The sequence below is a fragment of the Paracoccus sanguinis genome (assembly GCF_900106665.1).
In the GTDB taxonomy this organism is placed as follows: Bacteria; Pseudomonadota; Alphaproteobacteria; order Rhodobacterales; family Rhodobacteraceae; genus Paracoccus; species Paracoccus panacisoli.
This window is the reverse complement of record NZ_FNNA01000005.1, coordinates 88,558-105,886: the sequence shown is the minus strand read 5'-3', so window position 1 is coordinate 105,886 and position 17,329 is coordinate 88,558. Positions and strand designations below refer to the sequence as shown.

The 17,329-nt window shown below is 70.4% G+C and carries 19 protein-coding genes and 1 pseudogene; 12 read left to right on the top strand and 8 right to left on the bottom strand.

Annotation, left to right across the window (positions count from 1 at the left end; genetic code table 11):
* Positions 1 to 3: 3 nt before the first annotated feature.
* The 3 genes from mnmE to BLW17_RS14255 all read right to left on the bottom strand — a co-directional run bounded on the left by mnmE (position 4) and on the right by BLW17_RS14255 (position 3,125).
* Entirely contained in the window at positions 4 to 1,257 is a 1,254-nt protein-coding gene (mnmE, locus tag BLW17_RS14265; RefSeq protein WP_036734411.1) for a tRNA uridine-5-carboxymethylaminomethyl(34) synthesis GTPase MnmE, read from the bottom strand.
* 7 nt (positions 1,258 to 1,264) lie between these two features.
* Positions 1,265 to 2,536, bottom strand: a complete 1,272-nt coding sequence (gene rho / locus BLW17_RS14260) for a transcription termination factor Rho (RefSeq protein WP_036702603.1) — start codon at positions 2,534 to 2,536, stop codon at positions 1,265 to 1,267.
* A gap of 136 nt (positions 2,537 to 2,672) precedes the next feature.
* On the bottom strand, positions 2,673 to 3,125 hold the full coding sequence (locus BLW17_RS14255; protein ID WP_414811501.1) for a CopD family protein: 453 nt from the start codon (positions 3,123 to 3,125) through the stop codon (positions 2,673 to 2,675).
* Positions 3,126 to 3,575: 450 nt separating this feature from the next.
* On the opposite strand from BLW17_RS14255, the gene BLW17_RS14250 reads away from it, so the two are divergent.
* The 4 genes from BLW17_RS14250 to BLW17_RS14235 are packed head-to-tail and all read left to right on the top strand — an operon-like array spanning position 3,576 to position 6,697.
* Complete coding sequence (locus BLW17_RS14250) at positions 3,576 to 4,457, top strand: shikimate dehydrogenase (RefSeq protein WP_081969166.1); 882 nt, start codon at positions 3,576 to 3,578, stop codon at positions 4,455 to 4,457.
* A complete protein-coding gene (gene coaE / locus BLW17_RS14245; RefSeq protein WP_036734413.1) occupies positions 4,454 to 5,050 on the top strand; it encodes a dephospho-CoA kinase in 597 nt (198 codons plus the stop codon). Before BLW17_RS14250 ends, coaE begins: the two co-directional genes overlap by 4 nt.
* Complete coding sequence (dnaQ, locus tag BLW17_RS14240) at positions 5,043 to 5,756, top strand: DNA polymerase III subunit epsilon (protein ID WP_036734416.1); 714 nt, start codon at positions 5,043 to 5,045, stop codon at positions 5,754 to 5,756. The genes coaE and dnaQ overlap by 8 nt, the downstream gene beginning before the upstream one ends.
* A complete protein-coding gene (locus BLW17_RS14235; RefSeq protein WP_052176462.1) occupies positions 5,753 to 6,697 on the top strand; it encodes a YihY/virulence factor BrkB family protein in 945 nt (314 codons plus the stop codon). The genes dnaQ and BLW17_RS14235 overlap by 4 nt, the downstream gene beginning before the upstream one ends.
* Positions 6,698 to 6,701: 4 nt before the next feature.
* Here the strand turns inward: BLW17_RS14235 and BLW17_RS14230 are convergent, their stop codons facing one another.
* Both BLW17_RS14230 and BLW17_RS14225 read right to left on the bottom strand, forming a co-directional pair.
* The gene (locus BLW17_RS14230) at positions 6,702 to 7,919 is read right to left on the bottom strand and encodes an NAD(P)/FAD-dependent oxidoreductase (RefSeq protein WP_036734419.1); all 1,218 of its coding nucleotides are present in this window, start codon (positions 7,917 to 7,919) and stop codon (positions 6,702 to 6,704) included.
* A gap of 76 nt (positions 7,920 to 7,995) precedes the next feature.
* Positions 7,996 to 8,889, bottom strand: coding sequence for a hypothetical protein (locus BLW17_RS14225; RefSeq protein ID WP_036734422.1), 894 nt, complete (start codon positions 8,887 to 8,889; stop codon positions 7,996 to 7,998).
* Positions 8,890 to 9,017: 128 nt separating this feature from the next.
* Here BLW17_RS14225 and hslV point away from each other — a divergent pair, with 128 nt between their 5' ends.
* The 7 genes and pseudogenes from hslV (at position 9,018) to BLW17_RS14190 (ending at position 12,767) form a co-directional block, all read left to right on the top strand.
* On the top strand, positions 9,018 to 9,575 hold the full coding sequence (gene hslV, locus BLW17_RS14220; RefSeq protein WP_036711517.1) for an ATP-dependent protease subunit HslV: 558 nt from the start codon (positions 9,018 to 9,020) through the stop codon (positions 9,573 to 9,575).
* Between the two features lie 60 nt (positions 9,576 to 9,635).
* Positions 9,636 to 10,088 (top strand): GAF domain-containing protein, encoded by a 453-nt coding sequence (locus BLW17_RS14215; protein ID WP_036737071.1) that lies wholly within the window; start codon positions 9,636 to 9,638, stop codon positions 10,086 to 10,088.
* Positions 10,069 to 10,377 (top strand): annotated as a pseudogene (locus tag BLW17_RS17475) (GFA family protein); the annotation flags it as partial. The gene BLW17_RS14215 and the pseudogene BLW17_RS17475, both read left to right, overlap by 20 nt.
* Positions 10,378 to 10,489: 112 nt before the next feature.
* The gene (locus tag BLW17_RS14205; RefSeq protein WP_036737073.1) at positions 10,490 to 10,873 is read left to right on the top strand and encodes a GFA family protein; all 384 of its coding nucleotides are present in this window, start codon (positions 10,490 to 10,492) and stop codon (positions 10,871 to 10,873) included.
* Positions 10,870 to 11,493 carry a LysE family translocator gene (locus tag BLW17_RS14200; RefSeq protein ID WP_074826962.1) on the top strand — a complete coding sequence of 208 codons (624 nt, stop codon included), beginning with the start codon at positions 10,870 to 10,872 and terminating at the stop codon, positions 11,491 to 11,493. The genes BLW17_RS14205 and BLW17_RS14200 overlap by 4 nt, the downstream gene beginning before the upstream one ends.
* A complete protein-coding gene (locus tag BLW17_RS14195) occupies positions 11,490 to 12,134 on the top strand; it encodes an RluA family pseudouridine synthase (RefSeq protein ID WP_036736310.1) in 645 nt (214 codons plus the stop codon). The genes BLW17_RS14200 and BLW17_RS14195 overlap by 4 nt, the downstream gene beginning before the upstream one ends.
* A 69-nt stretch (positions 12,135 to 12,203) precedes the next feature.
* Entirely contained in the window at positions 12,204 to 12,767 is a 564-nt protein-coding gene (locus tag BLW17_RS14190) for a lipocalin family protein (protein WP_036736308.1), read from the top strand.
* Here the strand turns inward: BLW17_RS14190 and BLW17_RS14185 are convergent.
* The 3 genes from BLW17_RS14185 to hslU all read right to left on the bottom strand — a co-directional run bounded on the left by BLW17_RS14185 (position 12,729) and on the right by hslU (position 15,554).
* Positions 12,729 to 13,928, bottom strand: coding sequence for a PDDEXK family nuclease (locus BLW17_RS14185; RefSeq protein ID WP_052176622.1), 1,200 nt, complete (start codon positions 13,926 to 13,928; stop codon positions 12,729 to 12,731). The two genes, BLW17_RS14190 and BLW17_RS14185, sit on opposite strands and share 39 nt — an antisense overlap.
* A gap of 51 nt (positions 13,929 to 13,979) precedes the next feature.
* On the bottom strand, positions 13,980 to 14,174 hold the full coding sequence (locus BLW17_RS14180) for a PLD nuclease N-terminal domain-containing protein (RefSeq protein ID WP_197055311.1): 195 nt from the start codon (positions 14,172 to 14,174) through the stop codon (positions 13,980 to 13,982).
* Between the two features lie 81 nt (positions 14,175 to 14,255).
* A complete protein-coding gene (hslU, locus tag BLW17_RS14175) occupies positions 14,256 to 15,554 on the bottom strand; it encodes an ATP-dependent protease ATPase subunit HslU (RefSeq protein WP_036702590.1) in 1,299 nt (432 codons plus the stop codon).
* Between the two features lie 151 nt (positions 15,555 to 15,705).
* Here hslU and purH point away from each other — a divergent pair, with 151 nt between their 5' ends.
* A complete protein-coding gene (gene purH, locus BLW17_RS14170) occupies positions 15,706 to 17,292 on the top strand; it encodes a bifunctional phosphoribosylaminoimidazolecarboxamide formyltransferase/IMP cyclohydrolase (protein WP_036736306.1) in 1,587 nt (528 codons plus the stop codon).
* Positions 17,293 to 17,329 lie beyond the last annotated feature (37 nt).

Here is a 17,329-nt window from a genome sequence, read left to right as displayed (position 1 = left end):
CCCCTACTTTCCGATGCAGAAAGACGAGAACACCTCGTCCAGATAATCATTCGGCGCCACCCGTCCAACCACCTCGGCCAACCGCGCGGACACATTGCGGACCAGCTCGGCGAGGATTTCCGGCGGCATGGTGTGATCCGCCATGCCAAGCGCCGCATGAGCATCACGCAACGCCTCAGCCTGCCGATGCCGGCTGACCAAACCGGCCCCGGCAACCCGCCCCGTCAACTCGTCGGCCACGCGCGCCAACAGCGCATCGACCCCCGCGCCCGTCACGGCCGAAATATCGCCCGCGCCAAGATCGGCCTTCGACCGAACGACGATATCCCCCGGCACGCGCAGCGGCTCATCCGCCGAGTTCTCTCCCCGCAGGATCACCCTCAGGTCCGCCGCGGCCGCCCGGTCACGCGCCCGCGCGACCCCCATCCGCTCGACCTTGTCCTCCGCCTCGCGCAGCCCCGCCGTGTCGAGGAACGTCACCGCCAGCCCGCCCAATTCGGTCTGCAACTCCAGCACGTCCCGCGTCGTCCCTGCCTCGTCGCTGACCAACGCCACCTCGCGCCCGGCAATGCGGTTCATCAACGACGACTTCCCGGCATTCGGGGGCCCGACGATCGCGACCTCGAACCCTGCCCGGATCCGTTCCGCCGCCGGGACGCCGAGAATCTGCCGCCCGATCTGGGCCCGCACCTCCGCAAAAAGCTCAAAGACCTCCGCCGGCACGTCCTCCGGCACCTCCTCATCCGCAAAGTCGAGGCTCGCCTCGATCAGTGCCCCCGCCCGGATCAGCTTCTCGCGCAGCGCAGCGGTCCAAGCCGCCAGCTCCCCGGACACCACGCGCATCGCCTGGACACGCTGCGCCTCCGTCTCGGCCGCAAGCAGGTCCGACAGCGCCTCGACGCCACTCAACGCCATGGTTCCGTTGAGAAAACTCCGCCGGGTGAACTCGCCCGGCTCGGCAAGCCGGGCGCCCCGCGCACTCAGCGCGGCCTGCAACCGCCGCACGATGACAGGCGCCCCATGCACCTGGAACTCGACCACCTCGTCGCCGGTGAAGCTCGCGCCGGCGTCGAACCGCAGCACCAACGCTTCGTCGATCAGCCCCTCGTCCCGCACCGCACGGCGATAAGCCATGCGCGCACGCGGCAGCGACCCCGCCAGCGCCTCGCCGATCTCACGCGCCCGCGGTCCGCTCAGGCGGACGATCGAGACCCCGCCCCGACCAGGAGGCGTCGCTTCGGCGTAGATCGTCTCCATCCCATGCTCAGGCGTTCATCGACTCGAAGAAGTCGGAATTGGTCTTCGTCTGCTTCAGCTTCGAGATCAGGAACTCGATCGCGTCCGTGGTTCCCATCGGGTTCAGGATGCGACGCAGCAGATAGGTCTTCTGCAAGTCCTTCTGATCGACCAGCAGCTCCTCTTTCCGCGTCCCCGACTTGAGGATGTCCATCGCCGGGAAGACGCGCTTGTCGGCCACCTTGCGGTCCAGCACAATCTCGCTGTTGCCGGTGCCCTTGAACTCCTCAAAGATCACCTCGTCCATGCGCGAGCCGGTGTCGATCAGCGCCGTCGCGATGATGGTCAGCGACCCGCCCTCCTCGATATTCCGCGCCGCGCCGAAGAACCGCTTCGGCCGCTGCAACGCGTTCGCATCCACACCCCCGGTCAGCACCTTACCCGACGACGGCACGACGGTGTTGAACGCCCGCCCCAGACGGGTGATCGAATCGAGCAGGATCACGACATCGCGCTTGTGCTCGACCAGCCGCTTGGCCTTCTCGATCACCATCTCGCTGACCGCAACGTGCCGCGTCGCCGGCTCGTCGAAGGTCGAGGAAATCACCTCGCCCTTCACCGAGCGCTGCATATCGGTGACCTCTTCCGGCCGCTCGTCGATCAGCAGCACGATGAGATAACATTCCGGGTGATTGCGCTCGATCGAATGGGCGATGTTCTGCAACAGCACCGTCTTGCCGGTCCGCGGCGGCGCGACGATCAGCGAGCGCTGCCCCTTCCCGATCGGGGCGACCAGATCGATGATCCGCGCCGAGCGGTCCTTCACCGTCGGATCGTCCAGCTCCATCTTCAGCCGCTCGTTCGGGTAAAGCGGCGTCAGGTTGTCGAACGCCACCTTGTGGCGCGCCTTTTCCGGATCCTCGAAGTTGATCTTCTCGACCCGCGTCAGCGCGAAATACCGCTCGTTCTCGCCCGGCGCCCGGATGACGCCCTCCACGGTGTCGCCGGTCCGCAGGCTGTGCTGCCGGATCATGTCCGGGCTCACGTAGATATCGTCGGGCCCCGGCAGATAGTTGGCCTCGGGCGAGCGCAGGAAGCCAAACCCGTCCTGCACGACCTCCAGCACCCCGTCCCCACCGATGTCGAACCCTTCCTCGGCATGCTCCTTCAACAGCGAGAACATCATCTCGCCCTTCCGCATGGTCGAGGCGTTCTCGATCTCCCATTCCTCCGCCATCGACAGCAGGTCGGCGGGGCTCTTGGCCTTGAGATCGGCCAGGTTGAGACGTTCGTCGCTCATCGGTTCACCATGCGGGCAGCCGAACGCCCGGCAGGACGCAGCGACTGGGACTCGGGGTCAGGAGGATGCGGGCCGGACGGCGCGCCGGCGGCACATAGCCGAAACCCGGCCCTGAGTCAAACCGCGCCGCCGCCGCTCAGAACTTGACGATCACCGACAACACGATGACGACCATCAGCAGGGTCGGGACCTCGTTCATCATCCGGTACTGCCGTCCGGTCAGGCCCTGCCCGGCGCCAAGCCGTCGGCGCTGGATCATCAGCCAGTGATGGAACAGCGTCATGGCGATGACGCTTGCTCCCTTCGTCCAGGGCCAGATCATCGACCAGTCCACGATGCCCGGCGTGAAGACGAGCGCCAGACCGGCGATCCAGGTGGCGATCGACGCCGGTCCCATGATCACGCGCAGCAGCTTGAATTCCATGACCGCGAAGCTGTCGTCAGGCTCGACCCCCGCCCCGCGCCCGCGCTCGGCGTGATAGACGTAGAGCCGCGGCAGGTAGAACAGCCCCGCCATCCACGAGATCACAGCCATCACGTGGAACGACTTGATCCACGGATAAAGGGTCGCCAGCCAGTCAGAGATCATGGTGCCGCCAGGTTCAAGGACGGCCCTGCTATCTCAAAAGAAAAGAGAAGAAGAAAGGATGATGATTCAGTAGGGCCTGCGGATATGCGAGTTCCGGGTCCACACTCCCTCTTTTCCACAGATTAGACGACGCGGAAAAACCTTCGGATAATTCTGAACGAGTTTGAGAACTCTCATTTCAGATCAGTAGCTTATTGCCACACGCGCCCCTGTGGATAACTCCGATCTCCACAGCCGGTGGGAAACCGCGGTCCCGGTTTTGCACGTGTGGAAAACCGCGCGATCCAGCGCCCCGATCCGCGCCCGTCCGGCCGTCTGCCTTGCAACGGTCCGCTTTCTCCGCACGCGACCCCACGTCGGATACCGCAGCTATCCCCAGAGTCCTCCACATGCTTTCCACTCACGGTCGCCGGGGGTAAGGATTGGACCCAGCCTGACCGCCGAGGACCGATGAGCGCCGCACCGGATGCCAGCCCCCGCGACCCTGCACCGCCGCAGACCCCCGCAGCGACGATCCCCCTGGCGGGGGTGATCGGCTGGCCGGTCGCCCACTCCCGCTCGCCGCGGCTGCACGCCCATTGGCTGCGCCGCTACGGGATCGCGGGCCACTACGTCCCCCTCGCCGTGGCGCCCGAACATCTGGGCCAGGTCCTGCACGCCCTGCCGCGCGCCGGCTTCGTCGGCTGCAACGTGACCATCCCGCACAAGGAAGCAGCGCTCGCGCTCGCCGACATCGTCACCGACCGCGCCTCGCTGATCGGGGCGGCGAACACGCTGATCTTCCGCCCCGATGGGCGCATCCACGCCGACAACACCGACGGCTACGGCTTCATCGCCAACCTCCAGCAGCACGCCGCGGACTGGAGCGCGAGCGCCGGGCCGGCCGCGGTGATCGGTGCCGGCGGCGCCGCGCGGGCCGTGGTGGCGGCGCTGCTCGAATGTGGGGTGCCGGAACTGCGCATCGCCAACCGCACCCGCATCCGCGCCGACCAGATCCGCGCCGAGTTCGGCGCCCGCGTCGTCGTCTACGACTGGGCACAGACCGGCAACATGCTCGAAGGCGCGGCCACGGTCGTCAACTCGACCTCGATGGGGATGGAGGGCACCCAGCCCCTGCGCCTGCCGCTCGACGCCCTCTCGCCGGAGGCTCTGGTGACCGATCTCGTCTATACGCCCCTCGACACCCATTTCCTGCGCGCCGCCCGCGCCCGCGGCTGCCGCACCGTGGACGGGCTGGGGATGCTGCTGCACCAGGCCGCGCCGGGGTTCGAGCGCTGGTTCGGCGTCAAGCCCGAGGTCGACGAGGCCCTGCGCGAGGCGGTGCTCGGATGACCTATCTTCTCGGATTGACTGGCGGAATCGGGATGGGCAAGACCACCACGGCGGCGATGTTCGCAGCCCGCGGCGTGCCCGTGTGGGACGCCGACGCGGCCGTGCACCGGCTCTATCAGCCGGGCGGCGCGGCCGTCGCCCCGGTCGCCGCGCGCTTCCCCGCCGCGCTGGACGAAACCGGCATCGACCGCGGCGCGCTCAAGACCATCCTCGCCGCCGAGCCCCACCGGCTGGCCGAGCTCGAGGTCATCGTCCACCCGCTCGTCGCCGCCGATCGCAGCAGCTTCATCGACAGCCATGCCGCCGCGCCCGTGGTCCTCCTCGACATCCCCCTGCTGTTCGAGACGGGGGCCGAGGCGTGGCTGGACGGCGTCGTGGTCGCGTCGGCCCCGCCCGAGGTGCAGCGCGCGCGGGTGCTCGCCCGGCCGGGCATGACCGACGCGACGCTCGGGCTGATCCTCTCGCGGCAGATGCCGGACGCCGAGAAACGCGCCCGCGCCGACTGGATCGTCCCGACCGAGACCCTGGACGAGGCCGAGGCCGCCGTCGCCGCCATCCTGCACGACATCGCCAGCGGGGCGGCCCATGCGTGAGATCGTCCTCGACACCGAAACCACCGGCTTCGACCCCGACACCGGCGACCGCATCGTCGAGATTGGCGCCATCGAGCTGATGAACTACCTGCCGACCGGCCGGCATTTCCACGTCTACATCAACCCCGAGCGCGACATGCCGGCCGACGCGCTGGCCGTGCACGGGCTGACCTCGGCCTTCCTCTCGGACAAGCCGCGCTTTGCCGAGATCGTGGCCGATTTCGTCGAGTTCGTGGGCGACGCCCGGCTGATCATCCACAACGCGCCCTTCGACATGAAATTCCTCAACTGGGAGCTTCGCCGCGCCGGCCGCCCCACACTGCCGATGAGCCGCGCGCTCGACACGGTGGCGATGGCGCGCGAGAAGTTTCCGGGCGCGCCGGTGTCGCTCGACGCACTCTGCCGGCGCTGGGGAATCGACAACTCGGGCCGCACGCTGCACGGTGCGCTGCTCGACAGCGAGCTGCTGGCCGAGGTCTATCTCGAGCTGATCGGCGGCCGCCAGCCGGACCTCGTCCTCGTCGCCAGCCCCGGACAGCGCACCGAGGCGCAGCAGCAGGTCTCGACCGGCCCCCGCGCCCCGCGCCCGGTGCCGCTCGCCCCCCGCCTCACCGCGGCCGAGATCACCGCCCACGCCGCCTTCGTCGCCCGGATGGGGGAAAAGGCGCTGTGGCACCGCTATCTGCCAGCCGGAGGCGCGCCATGATCCGTTCCGCGTTCCGCTGGTTCGTCGATTACATGCACGACAGCTGGCATTTCATCACCGCGCTGTTCGAGCGGATGGACAAGATCCACATGGGCCTGATCGCCGCGGGCGTGGCATTCTATGCGATGTTCGCGGTGTTTCCCGGCATGGCGGCGCTGATCGCGCTGTGGGGGCTGTGGTTCGATCCGGCGATCATCCAGGACTACGACCGCTACGTCGACGACTTCATCCCCGGCGGCGCGGCCGAGATCCTGCATTCGCAGATCGACGCCCTGACCTCGGGCGGGCGCACCCAGCTCGGCTGGGCCTCGGCGATCTCGTTCGTGGTGGCGACCATTGCCGCGCGGGCCGGGGTCGACGCGCTGGTCCGCGGGCTGAACGCGGCCTACGGGGTGCGGTCCCACTCGACCCTGACCGGGTTCGTGCTGGCCTATGTGCTGACGCTCGCCATCGTCGGCGTGGTGCTGATGGGGCTTGCCACCATCGTCATCGTCCCGCTGGCATTCAACTTCCTCGACTACGGCCCGCTGCGCAGCTGGCTGGTCAGCTCGGTGCCGTGGGTGGCGATGTTCGCCATCGTGATGATCGGGATCGGCATCCTGTACCGCTACGGGCCCAACGTCAAAACCCCGCGCACGCCGATCTTCACCTGGGGGTCGCTGTTCGCGGCCCTCGCCTGGGGCGCGGCGTCGGTGGGGTTCTCGGCCTACCTCGCCAGCTTCAACAGCTACAACCGCATCTATGGCTCGATCGGGGCGGTGGTGGCGCTGCTGATGTGGTTCTATCTCGCCGGGTTCTCGGTGATGCTCGGCGCGCTGATCAACGTCGAGCTGGACCGTCACCGCCGCTTCGTCCAGGCCCGCAAGGCCCGCGCGCTGGCCCGCGAGATGGCGCAAGAACGGGCGGCGGCCGCCAAGGCCGCGTCCGAGCCGACGGGCTGACCCCTCAGCCCGCCGCCGCCAGCACCGCGCGCAGGTCCCAATCCGCTGCGGCCAGCGTCTCGCGCATGAGCGGTGGGCCCGCCAGCAGCTTGCGCGCCGCCATGTGGCGGCCGGCCTGGTTCACCGTCTCGACCGCCATCAGCCGGCCGGCGCGGAACACCAGCACCGTGTCCACCGCGCCCTCGGCATCGCGCAGTGCGTGGGTGTCGTCCCAGCCCTCGGAGAGCCCGGCGATCTGCAGCTTCAGCGGCCCCTGGTCGGACCAGAACCACGGCAGCGCGGCATAGGGCGGCTGGTCCTGCCCGGCGATGCTGCGGGCGACGTGGCGGGCGTGGTCGGCCGCCGCCTGAACCGACTCGAGCCGCGTGGCGCGGCCGTCGAGCGGGAAGCTGGCGCAGTCCCCGATGGCGAAGATGCGCGGATCGGCGGTCCGCAGATGCCCGTCCACGACGATGCCGTTGGCAACCGCGAGTCCCGCCTCGGCGGCGAGTTCCACGTTCGGCCGGACCCCGGTGGCGAGCAGCACCAGGTCGGCCGTCAGCGTGGTGCCGTCCGTCAGCACGACGCCCTCGGCCGCATCGGTGCCGGCCACGCCCGCGCCGAGCGTCGAAAGCCGTACGTCCACCCCCGCACCGCGATGAAAGTCGAGGAACCGCGCCGAGGTCGGCGGGGTCACGGCGCGGGCCATGAGCCGGTCGGCGGCCTCGAGCACCGTGACCGCGACCCCGGCCGCCGCGGCCACGGCCGCGAACTCGAGCCCGATGAACCCGCCCCCGATCACCACCGCGCGCCGCGCCCGCCCCATCGCGTCGCGCAGCCGCGCGGCGTCGGCAAGCCCCCGCAGCCCATGCACCCCGGGCAGATCGAGCCCCGGCAGCGGCGGCACCGCGTTGCGGGCACCGGTGGCGAGGATCAGGTGGTCGAAGCCGACCCGCGCCCCGCCCGCCAGCACGACCTCGCCCGCCGCCCGGTCGATGGCAGCGACGATGGTGGCGGGGCGATAGTCGATGTCGGATTGGGCAAAGAAGCTCTCGGGCTTGAGGGCGAGGCGGCTGGCGTCGCCGTCCTTCATGTAGGCCTTGCTGAGCGGCGGGCGCTGGTAGGGCAGGCCCGGCTCGTCGCCGATGAGCGTGACCGGCCCGGCGAACCCCTCGGCCCTGAGCGAGGCCGCCGCCTGCAGCCCGCCCTGACCGGCCCCGACGATGACCACCCGTTCCGCCATGCCCCCGGCCCTTTCTGCTGCGCGCTGCCGCGCCAGACCCTGCCGCGCAGGGCGGGGCGGCGCAAGGGCAGCGCGGTCAGAGCAGCCAGCCCCCGGCCCGCATCGCCGCCAGCATCCGCTCGCCCGCGTCAGGCGCCTGGGCGTCGATGCTGTGGCGCTTGAGGAACCACCAGAGATAGGGGGCGAAATCCGGCGCCGCGGCCGCGGCTGCGGCCAGCGCCGCCTCGGCCCCCAGTTCGGCCACGTTGAGCCCGACGTGGTGGAAGTCGATCTGGGCAAAGAGCACCGCGGGCTTGCCAAGGATCAGCCCGTCGAACGCCACGGCGCTGTTCTGGGTCGCCACGAACCGGCACGTGCGCAGCAGCGCCGGCGTGTCGCCGCCGATCGTCAGCCGGGGGTAGCGCGCCGCCAGCGCCGCCAGCGCGGCGTGGTCCTCGGCATCGTAGCGTTCGCGCGGGTGCAGCGTGGCGGTGACGGGCTCGCCCGTGGCGCAGACCGCGGCGAGCATCTCGACCGGGCTCATCGACTGGAACGAGCGGTGCCGGCGCAGATGGCCCTGCAGCGGCACGAGGATCGGCCCGTCCCGGGTCGGCGGCGGACCGGGCAGCACCCGCGCCCGCAGCCGGCGCACGAAGGCCGCGGCGGCCTCACCATCCACCTCGGCCGGATCGAAGACGGCGCGGGCGACGGCAAAGCGCCAGCGCTCGGCCACCGGCTCGATCCGCCAGAACGGGTAGTGATAGGCCCGCCGCAGCGTCAGGGTCCGCGGATGCAGCGGACGTTTCATGTGAAGCAACGCAAAGTCGCCGGCCGGCGGCGGCACCTGCTGGGCAGCCGGCCCCGCCGGCTCGAACGCCACCCGCCAGCCGCGCGACTCGGCCGCTGCCTGCAGCACCGCCATCGCCGGGAACGTCCCGGCCCGGGCGGTGCGCAGCATCGAGCCGTGCAGATAGACGCGCAGGGTGGGCATGGATCGGCCGTCACGAGGGGTGGCTGGGCGCCGCCACCCTAGGCCCCGCTGCGCCGCTTCGGAAGCGCGCGTTGCGCCGGCGCGCCCGCGCCCCTATCTGACCCGGCAGAACGAACGGAGGCGCAGGCATGAGCGACGACAGGTTTCCCGGCTGGCACGGCACGACGATCCTCGCGGTCCGCCGGGCCGGGCAGGTGGTGGTCGCCGGCGACGGGCAGGTCAGCGTCGGGCAGACGGTGATGAAGGGCACGGCGCGCAAGGTCCGCCGCCTCTCGCCGGGCGGGCGCGACGTGGTGGTGGGCTTCGCCGGCTCGACCGCCGACGCCTTCACCCTGCTCGAGCGGCTGGAAAAGAAGCTCGAGGCCGCGCCGGGCCAGCTGCAGCGCGCCTGCGTCGAGCTGGCCAAGGACTGGCGCACCGACAAGTACCTGCGCAACCTCGAGGCGATGCTGATCGTCACCGACGGCGCCCAGCTTTACGTCGTGACCGGCGCGGGCGACGTGCTCGAGCCCGAGCATGACGTGGCCGCCATCGGCTCGGGCGGGAACTTCGCGCTCGCCGCGGCCCGTGGGCTGATGGAGACCGACCTCGACGCCGAGACCATCGCCCGCCGCGCCATGGCGATCGCGGCCGAGATCTGCGTCTATACCAACGGCAACCTGACCGTCGAGACGATCGCCGGCTGACCCCCCCCCCCCCGCATCCCCCGCTTCCCGGCCGCGCCGGAAGCCGCTAGCCTGAGCGCCATGACCGACTGGACCGACCTGCGCACCCGCATCCGCGCCCTGACCGAAGGCGAGACCGACCAGGTCGCGCTGATGGCCACCGTCGCGGGCGAGCTGCACCACGCCGACGACCGCTTCGACTGGACCGGCTTCTACCGCGTCACCGCCCCCGGGGTGCTGAAGGTCGGCCCCTACCAGGGCGGGCATGGCTGCCTGACGATCCCGTTCGAGCGCGGCGTCTGCGGCGCCGCCGCCCGGACCGGAGAGACCCAGCTCGTGCCCGACGTCGAGGCCTTCCCCGGCCACATCGCCTGCTCGAGCTCGACCCGGTCGGAGATCGTCGTGCCGGTGTTCGGGAGGGCCGGGCGGCTGATCGGGGTGCTCGACATCGACAGCGACCGCCCCGATGCGTTCACACCCGCCGACCAGGCGGCGCTCGAAGGGATGATGCAGGATGTCTTTGGCACGCTCTGAGGCAAGCTCTGACCCCGACGCCCGGCGCACCGCGCGCTGTCTCTGCGGCGCGATCCGCGTCACCATGCGCGGCCCGCTGCCCGATGTGGCGGCCTGCCACTGCGGCCAGTGCCGGCGCTGGTCGGGCCATGTCTGGGCCGCCGTCCCGGTCCCCGACGACCGGCTGACCATCGAGGGGGCCGAGCACATCCGCTGGTACCGCTCGTCCGACAAGGCCGAGCGCGGCTTCTGCACCACCTGCGGGTCGTCGATGTTCTGGCGCGCCATCGGCCGCGGCGACACCGACGTGGCGCTGGGCTGCATCGACGCGCCGACCGGGCTGCGGCTCGAACGCCACATCTGGGTCGGCGACAAGGGCGATTACTACGACATCGCCGACGCCTGCCACAGGACGCGCAGCAATGACCCTGCGCGGCGGATGCCTGTGCGGCGCGGTCCGCTTCGAACTCGACGGCCCGGCCGAGGGCATCGTCGCCTGCCATTGCAGCCAGTGCCGGCGCTGGTCGGGCCATGTCTGGGCGGGGCTGAACGCGGGCCATGTCGAAATCGAGGGCCCGGTGACGTGGTACCGCTCGTCCGAAACGGGCGAACGGGGGTTCTGCCCTACCTGCGGGTCGTCGCTGTTCTGGCGCACCGTCGCGACCGGGGACACCGAGATTTCCGCCGGGACGCTGGACCCGCCCGCGGGGATGCGGCTGCTGCGGCATGTCTGGGTGGGCGACAAGGGCGACTATTACGACATCGCCGACGGCCTGCCGCAATTCCCGCGCGGGTCGACCGGATGATCTGGGACACGCTCGCCAAAATCCCGCTGGCGCAGTTGCTGGGCTTTGTCGCCGGCGGGCTGGTGCTGAACTTTGCCCCCGGGCAGGACGTGTTCTTCGCCACCGCCTGCGGGCTGCAGGGGGGACCTCGGGCGGGCGCCCTGGCCGGGCTGGGGGTCGGCATGGGGGTGGTGGTCCATGTGCTGCTGGCCACCGCCGGGCTGGGGGCGGTGATCGCCGCGCATCCGGCCGCGCTGACCGCGATCAAGTGGATCGGCGCGGGCTATCTGCTGTGGCTGGCCTGGAAAAGCTGGCACGCCGCGCCGCAGGGCGCGGCCCGCGGCGCGGTGCGGCCGTGGAACGTGATCCGGCGCGGGGCGCTGTCGAACCTTCTCAACCCCAAGCCGGTGCTGTTCCTGCTGGCCTTCCTGCCGCAGTTCACCCGCCCCGACTATGGCCCGATCTGGCACCAGCTGCTGGCGCTGGGCCTGATCTTCGCCTTCACCGGCACGCTGGTGACGATGGGCTACGGGCTCGTCGCCGGATGGCTCGGGGCGCGGCTCGGGGCGCATCTGGGGGTGCTGAACCGCATCGCCACGGTGATGTTCGCCGGGCTCGCCCTGCGGCTGGTCGCGCGGTGAGCTTCGTCTATCGCCCGACCGAGGCCCAGCCGCGGCTGATCCACGACGACGACCAGATCCTCGTCGTGGACAAGCCCGAGGGGCTGCTGTCGGTCCCCGGCCGCGGCGAGGATCGCGCCGACTGCCTGATCTCCCGCCTGCGCGTGGCGTTTCCCACCGTGCTGCTGGTGCATCGGCTGGACCTCGACACCTCGGGGGTGATGGTCTTCGCCCTCACGCCCCACGCCCAGCGCCACCTGTCGCGCCAGTTCGAGACGCGGGGGGTGCGGAAATCCTACGTCGCCCGCGTCTGGGGCCGAGTCGAGGGCCGCACGGGCACCGTCGACCAGCCGCTGATGGTCGACTGGCCGAACCGCCCGCGGCAGATGATCCACCCCGAGGGCCGCCCGGCGCAGACCGACTGGCGGGTGATCCGCGCGGGCGACGACGAGACCCGGGTGCGCCTCACCCCCCTGACCGGCCGCAGCCACCAGTTGCGGGTGCACATGGCCCATCTCGGCCACCCGATCCTGGGTGACCCGCTCTATGCCACGGGCGCCGCGGCCGAGTTTCCCCGCCTGATGCTGCACGCCGAGACGCTGCGCCTGCGCCACCCGGATTCGAACGTCACCATGACCTTCTCGGCCGACGTCCCGTTCTGATCCGCGCTGACGCGGATGCAGCCAAACCCCCGCCCCGCGCGTTGAGCGCCAAACAACGGGAGGTCACCCATGCGCATCCGCACCCTCGCCATCGGCCTTGCCGCCCTCGCCGCGGCCGCTGCCTGTTCGCGCGCGGTGATGACCCGCGTCCCCGCGGGGATTGAGCCGGTGACCGGCTTCGAGGCCCAGCGCTACATGGGCCGCTGGCATGAGATCGCCCGCCTCGACCACCGCTTCGAGCGCGGCATGACCGACGTGACCGCAGACTACACTCTGAACCCCGACGGCTCGGTCCGGGTGCTGAACCGCGGTCGCAAGGACGGCGAATGGCGCTCGATCGAGGGCACCGCCCGCTTCCTCGGCGCCCCCGACGTGGCGAGCCTCGGCGTCACCTTCTTCCCCGGCTTTCCCGGCGGCTACCACGTCTTCGCCTTGGACGAGGCGTACCGCTGGGCAATGATCTCGGGCCCGAACCGCGGCTATCTGTGGATCCTCGCCCGCGAGCCGCGGATGGATCAGGCGACCTACGACCGACTGGTCGGGCTGGCGCGGGACAAGGGGTTCGATGTGAACGGGTTGATCCGGGTCAGCCACTCAGCCCTTGAGGTCGGCCAGCACCGGGCGAAGAACTGACACCATCCGGTTTGACGCGGCACACAACCATCCGATCGTGTCTGTGCAACCCTCTGGCTCATCTAGGCTGAAGCATGTCCGGCTTGGATTGAGGATCGCGCCCCACCGCACGGGGAAGGGCGCCATTTCCATCTCGATCTCCGGGGCCATGGCAGCAAGGCGCGCAAAGAGGTCAGCACCCTCCTGCTCGACCAGCGTCAGACCTGCGCGGCCCTTCCAGCGCGGGTCATTCCAGCGATAGGCCGTGATCCAGCGCGCCGGCTCGGGCAGGGGAATCTTGGCCCAGTTGTTGCCGCCATGGCGGGGTGGCGGCTGATCCGGGTGGTCGAACCGGCACGTGTCGATGAACCGCTGCCAGAACGCCCGGTTTGCGGCGAGGGTGGCCTGTCGCTCGGGCGAGGCGACTGTCGGGGCCGTGTCGGGTGCGGCAGCGATCCGGTCCTCGGCACCCTCCTCCTCAATCGTCAGCGCGGCTCCTGTGCCATCGACCAGCACCCGCTGGCGGACGACCTGCGTGCGGAACGGCACGTGAGGGGTGACGACGATATTGCCGTTGCCGTCGGACCAGCGGCGAAACTCGATCAGCGCCAGACGGGCTCCCGAATCGCCGATGTGCTCGGCGATGGCCATCATGTCCTCGCGGATGCCGTCACCGGCGATCAGCAGGTGAAAGTCTCCCTGCCGCAGGTTCGCCGACACCGCGTCGGTAAAGGAGGCTTCGGACAGGGGCGAGCCGCCACGGCGCGCAAGCTCGAACAGCGGGTTCTGCTGGGCCGCCAGCACCGGCTCCAGCCTGGGTTTCAGCCGGGCGGTCAGGTCCGCATAGCTCCACCGCCGCAGCAGCGCCGCGTATTCGAGGATCTGGGCTATGACCTCGCGCCGTGCCTGCGGATTGCGCCAGAGCTTGCACTCGATCAGCACTGGACGACCGAACGCGGTCAGACCGAACAGGTCCAGAAAGACGGTCCCGCCGGGCTTGGGGATCGCCAGTTCGCGGACCACCGGGATGAAGCGGCCTGTGCCGGGTTCGATCTCGTCCAGCGGGATGAGTTGGGGATGGCCGTGCAGCAACTCCTGCAGCCAGTGTTCGGAGAGCCCCGACACCAGATCATCACGCTCAAGCGTGGCGGGGCCGGATGGAGAGATGAGAAGCGCGGTCATGGCGCAGATGTTCCGGGGCCGGGGGCTCCCGTCAACTGACGATCCGCGCGTCTACACCCGCCCCTGATAATTCGCCTTCGGCCCCATGAACCACCAGGCGATCAGCCCGATCACCGGCAGGAAGGCGATCACCAGCGTCCAGATGATCTTTGACGATCGTTCGGCGTTCGAGTTGATCACCGAGGCGATCGCCCAGATGTCGAGCGCGAACAGGATGATCCCGCCGATGCCGCTGAAAATGTTCATCATCCTGCCTCCGCTTCGATCCGCGCCCACGCCGCGGGTCCGACCGCACAACGGCCCCCGCGGCGTGCGGTTCCGTCGCAGTTAGAGCACGTAGCGCGACAGGTCCGCCGAGCGGGCGAGGTCGCCGAGCTGCGCCTCGACGTAGCCCGCGTCCACCGTCACCCGCTGGCCGCCGGCGTCGGGGGCGGCGAAGGACAGCTCTTCGAACACCCGCTCCATCACCGTGTAGAGCCGCCGGGCGCCGATGTTCTCGACGCTGCCGTTGACCTCGGCGGCGATGCGGGCCAGCGCCGCGATCCCGTCGTCGGTAAAGGCGACCTCGACCCCCTCGGTCCCCATCAGCGCGGCATATTGCCGGGTCAGGGCGTTGTCGGTCTCGGTCAGGATGCGGACGAAATCCGCCTCGGTCAGCGCCCGCAGCTCGACCCGGATCGGCAGCCGGCCCTGCAGCTCGGGCAACAGGTCCGAGGGTTTCGCCACGTGGAACGCGCCTGAGGCAATGAACAGGATGTGGTCGGTGCGGACCGGGCCGTATTTCGTGGACACGGTGGTGCCCTCGATCAGCGGCAGCAGGTCGCGCTGCACCCCCTCGCGGCTGATCTCGCCGCCGCGGGTGTCGGCCCGGGTAGCGACCTTGTCGATCTCGTCGATGAACACGATCCCCGACTGCTCGACCGCCTCGAGCGCGGCGGTCTTGACCCGCTCGTCGTCGATCAGCTTGTCGGCCTCTTCCGCGATCAGCAGGTCGTAGGACTGGGCGACGGTCACCTTGCGGCGGGTCTTGCGGCCGCCGAACGCCTTCATCAGCGCGCCGAGGTCCATCATCTGGCCCATGCCGGGCTGGCCCGGAATCTCCATCCCCAGTGGGTTCGAGGTGTCGGTCAGCTCAAGCTCGATCACCGTGTCGTCCAGCTCGCCCGCCTTGAGCTTGCGGCGGAACATCTCGCGGGTCTGCTCGCGCGCCTGATCGCCCGCCAGCGCGGCGATCACCCGGTCCTCGGCGCTCGCGCGGGCCCGGGCGGTGACGTCGTCGCGCATCCGCGCCCGGGTCTCGACCATCGCGGCGTCGGCGAGGTCGCGGATGATCTGCTCGACGTCGCGGCCGACATAGCCGACCTCGGTGAACTTGGTCGCCTCGACCTTGACGAAGGGCGCCCCGGCGAGCTTGGCCAGCCGCCGGCTGATCTCGGTCTTGCCGACCCCGGTGGGGCCGATCATCAGGATGTTCTTGGGATGCACCTCGGCCTTGAGCTCGGGGGCAAGCTGCTGGCGCCGCCAGCGGTTGCGCATCGCCACGGCGACGGCGCGCTTGGCGTCGGCCTGGCCGATGATGAAGCGGTCCAGTTCCGCCACGATCTGGCGGGGGGTGAGGTCGGTCATGGCATCCTCGTTCTGCTTGCGGGCTGACTTAGGCGGGCGGCCGGGCGGTTTCAAATGTCCGTCCCCCGGCCACCCCCGCGAAGAGAGCGGCGGCTGGACGGGCGGCGCCGGTCAGGCTAGGTCACGCGCGACGCCATAGCCGGAGCCCGCCATGACCGACCGCACCCCCCTCAAGCGCGCGCTGATGTCGGTCTCGGACAAGACCGGGCTCGAGGATTTCGCCCGGGCGCTGGCCGCCCGCGGGGTCGAGCTGCTCTCGACCGGCGGCACGGCGAGCGCGCTGCGCGCCGCGGGTCTGACGGTGCGCGACGTGGCCGAGGTCACGGGTTTCCCCGAGATGATGGACGGCCGCGTCAAGACGCTGCACCCGGCGGTGCACGGCGGGCTGCTGGCCCTGCGCGACAACCCCGAGCACGTCGCGGCGATGGACGCGCACGGCATCGCGCCGATCGACCTGCTGGTGGTGAACCTCTACCCGTTCGAGGCGACGGTCGCCCGCGGGGCCGACTATGCCGAGGCGGTCGAGAACATCGACATCGGCGGCCCGGCGATGATCCGCGCCGCGGCCAAGAACCACGGCTTCGTCGCCACCGTGGTGGATGTTGAGGATTACGACGCCCTGCTGGCCGAGCTCGATGCGAACGACGGTGCGACGACCCTCGCCTTCCGCCAGCGGCTGGCGCAGGCGGCCTATGCCCGGACGGCGGCCTATGACGCGGCGGTGTCGGCGTGGATGGCGGGCGCCATCGGGCAGGACGCCCCGCGGCGGCGCGCCTTTGCCGGGACGCTGGCGCAGACGCTGCGCTACGGCGAGAACCCGCACCAGACGGCGGCCTTCTATACCGACGGGACGGGGCGCCCCGGCGTCGCCACCGCCCGCCAGTGGCAGGGCAAGGAGCTGTCCTACAACAACATCAACGACACCGACGCCGCGTTCGAGCTGGTGGCCGAGTTCGACCCGGCCACCCCCGCGGTGGCGATCATCAAGCACGCCAACCCCTGCGGCGTGGCGCTGGGCACGAGCTTCGCCGAGGCTTACGGGCGCGCCTTTGACTGCGACCGCACCTCGGCCTTCGGCGGGATCATCGCGCTGAACGGCACGCTGGACGAGCCGACCGCCCGCGCCATCACCGAGATCTTCACCGAGGTCGTGATCGCCCCCGACGCGACCGAGGCCGCCCGCGCCGTCTTTGCCGCCAAGAAGAACCTGCGCCTGCTGACGACCGGCGGGCTGCCCGATCCGCGCGCGGGGGGCGAGACGGTCCGCCAGGTCGCCGGCGGCTTCCTGGTCCAGGGCCGCGACAACTGTCATGTGGCGCGCGAGGCGCTGAAGGTCGTGACCCAGCGCCAGCCCTCGGCCGAGGAACTCGACGACCTGATGTTCGCCTGGACGGTCGCCAAGCACGTCAAGTCGAACGCCATCGTCTATGCCAGGGACCGCGCCACCGTGGGCATCGGCGCCGGGCAGATGAGCCGGGTCGATTCCACCCGCATCGGCCGCCGCAAGTCCGAGGACATGGCCGAGGCGCTGGGCCTCGCGCAGCCGCTGACCGAGGGGGCGGCGGTCGCCTCGGACGCGTTCTTCCCTTTCCCGGACGGGATCGAGGCGCTGGCCGCCGCCGGCGCCCGCGCGGTGATCCAGCCCGGCGGGTCGATGCGCGACGCCGAGGTGATCGCGGCCGCCGACCGGCTCGGCCTGGCGATGGTCTTCACCGGGCAACGGCACTTCCGGCACTGATGAGCGACACGCCCACCCCTCCGGCGGCCGCGGGCGA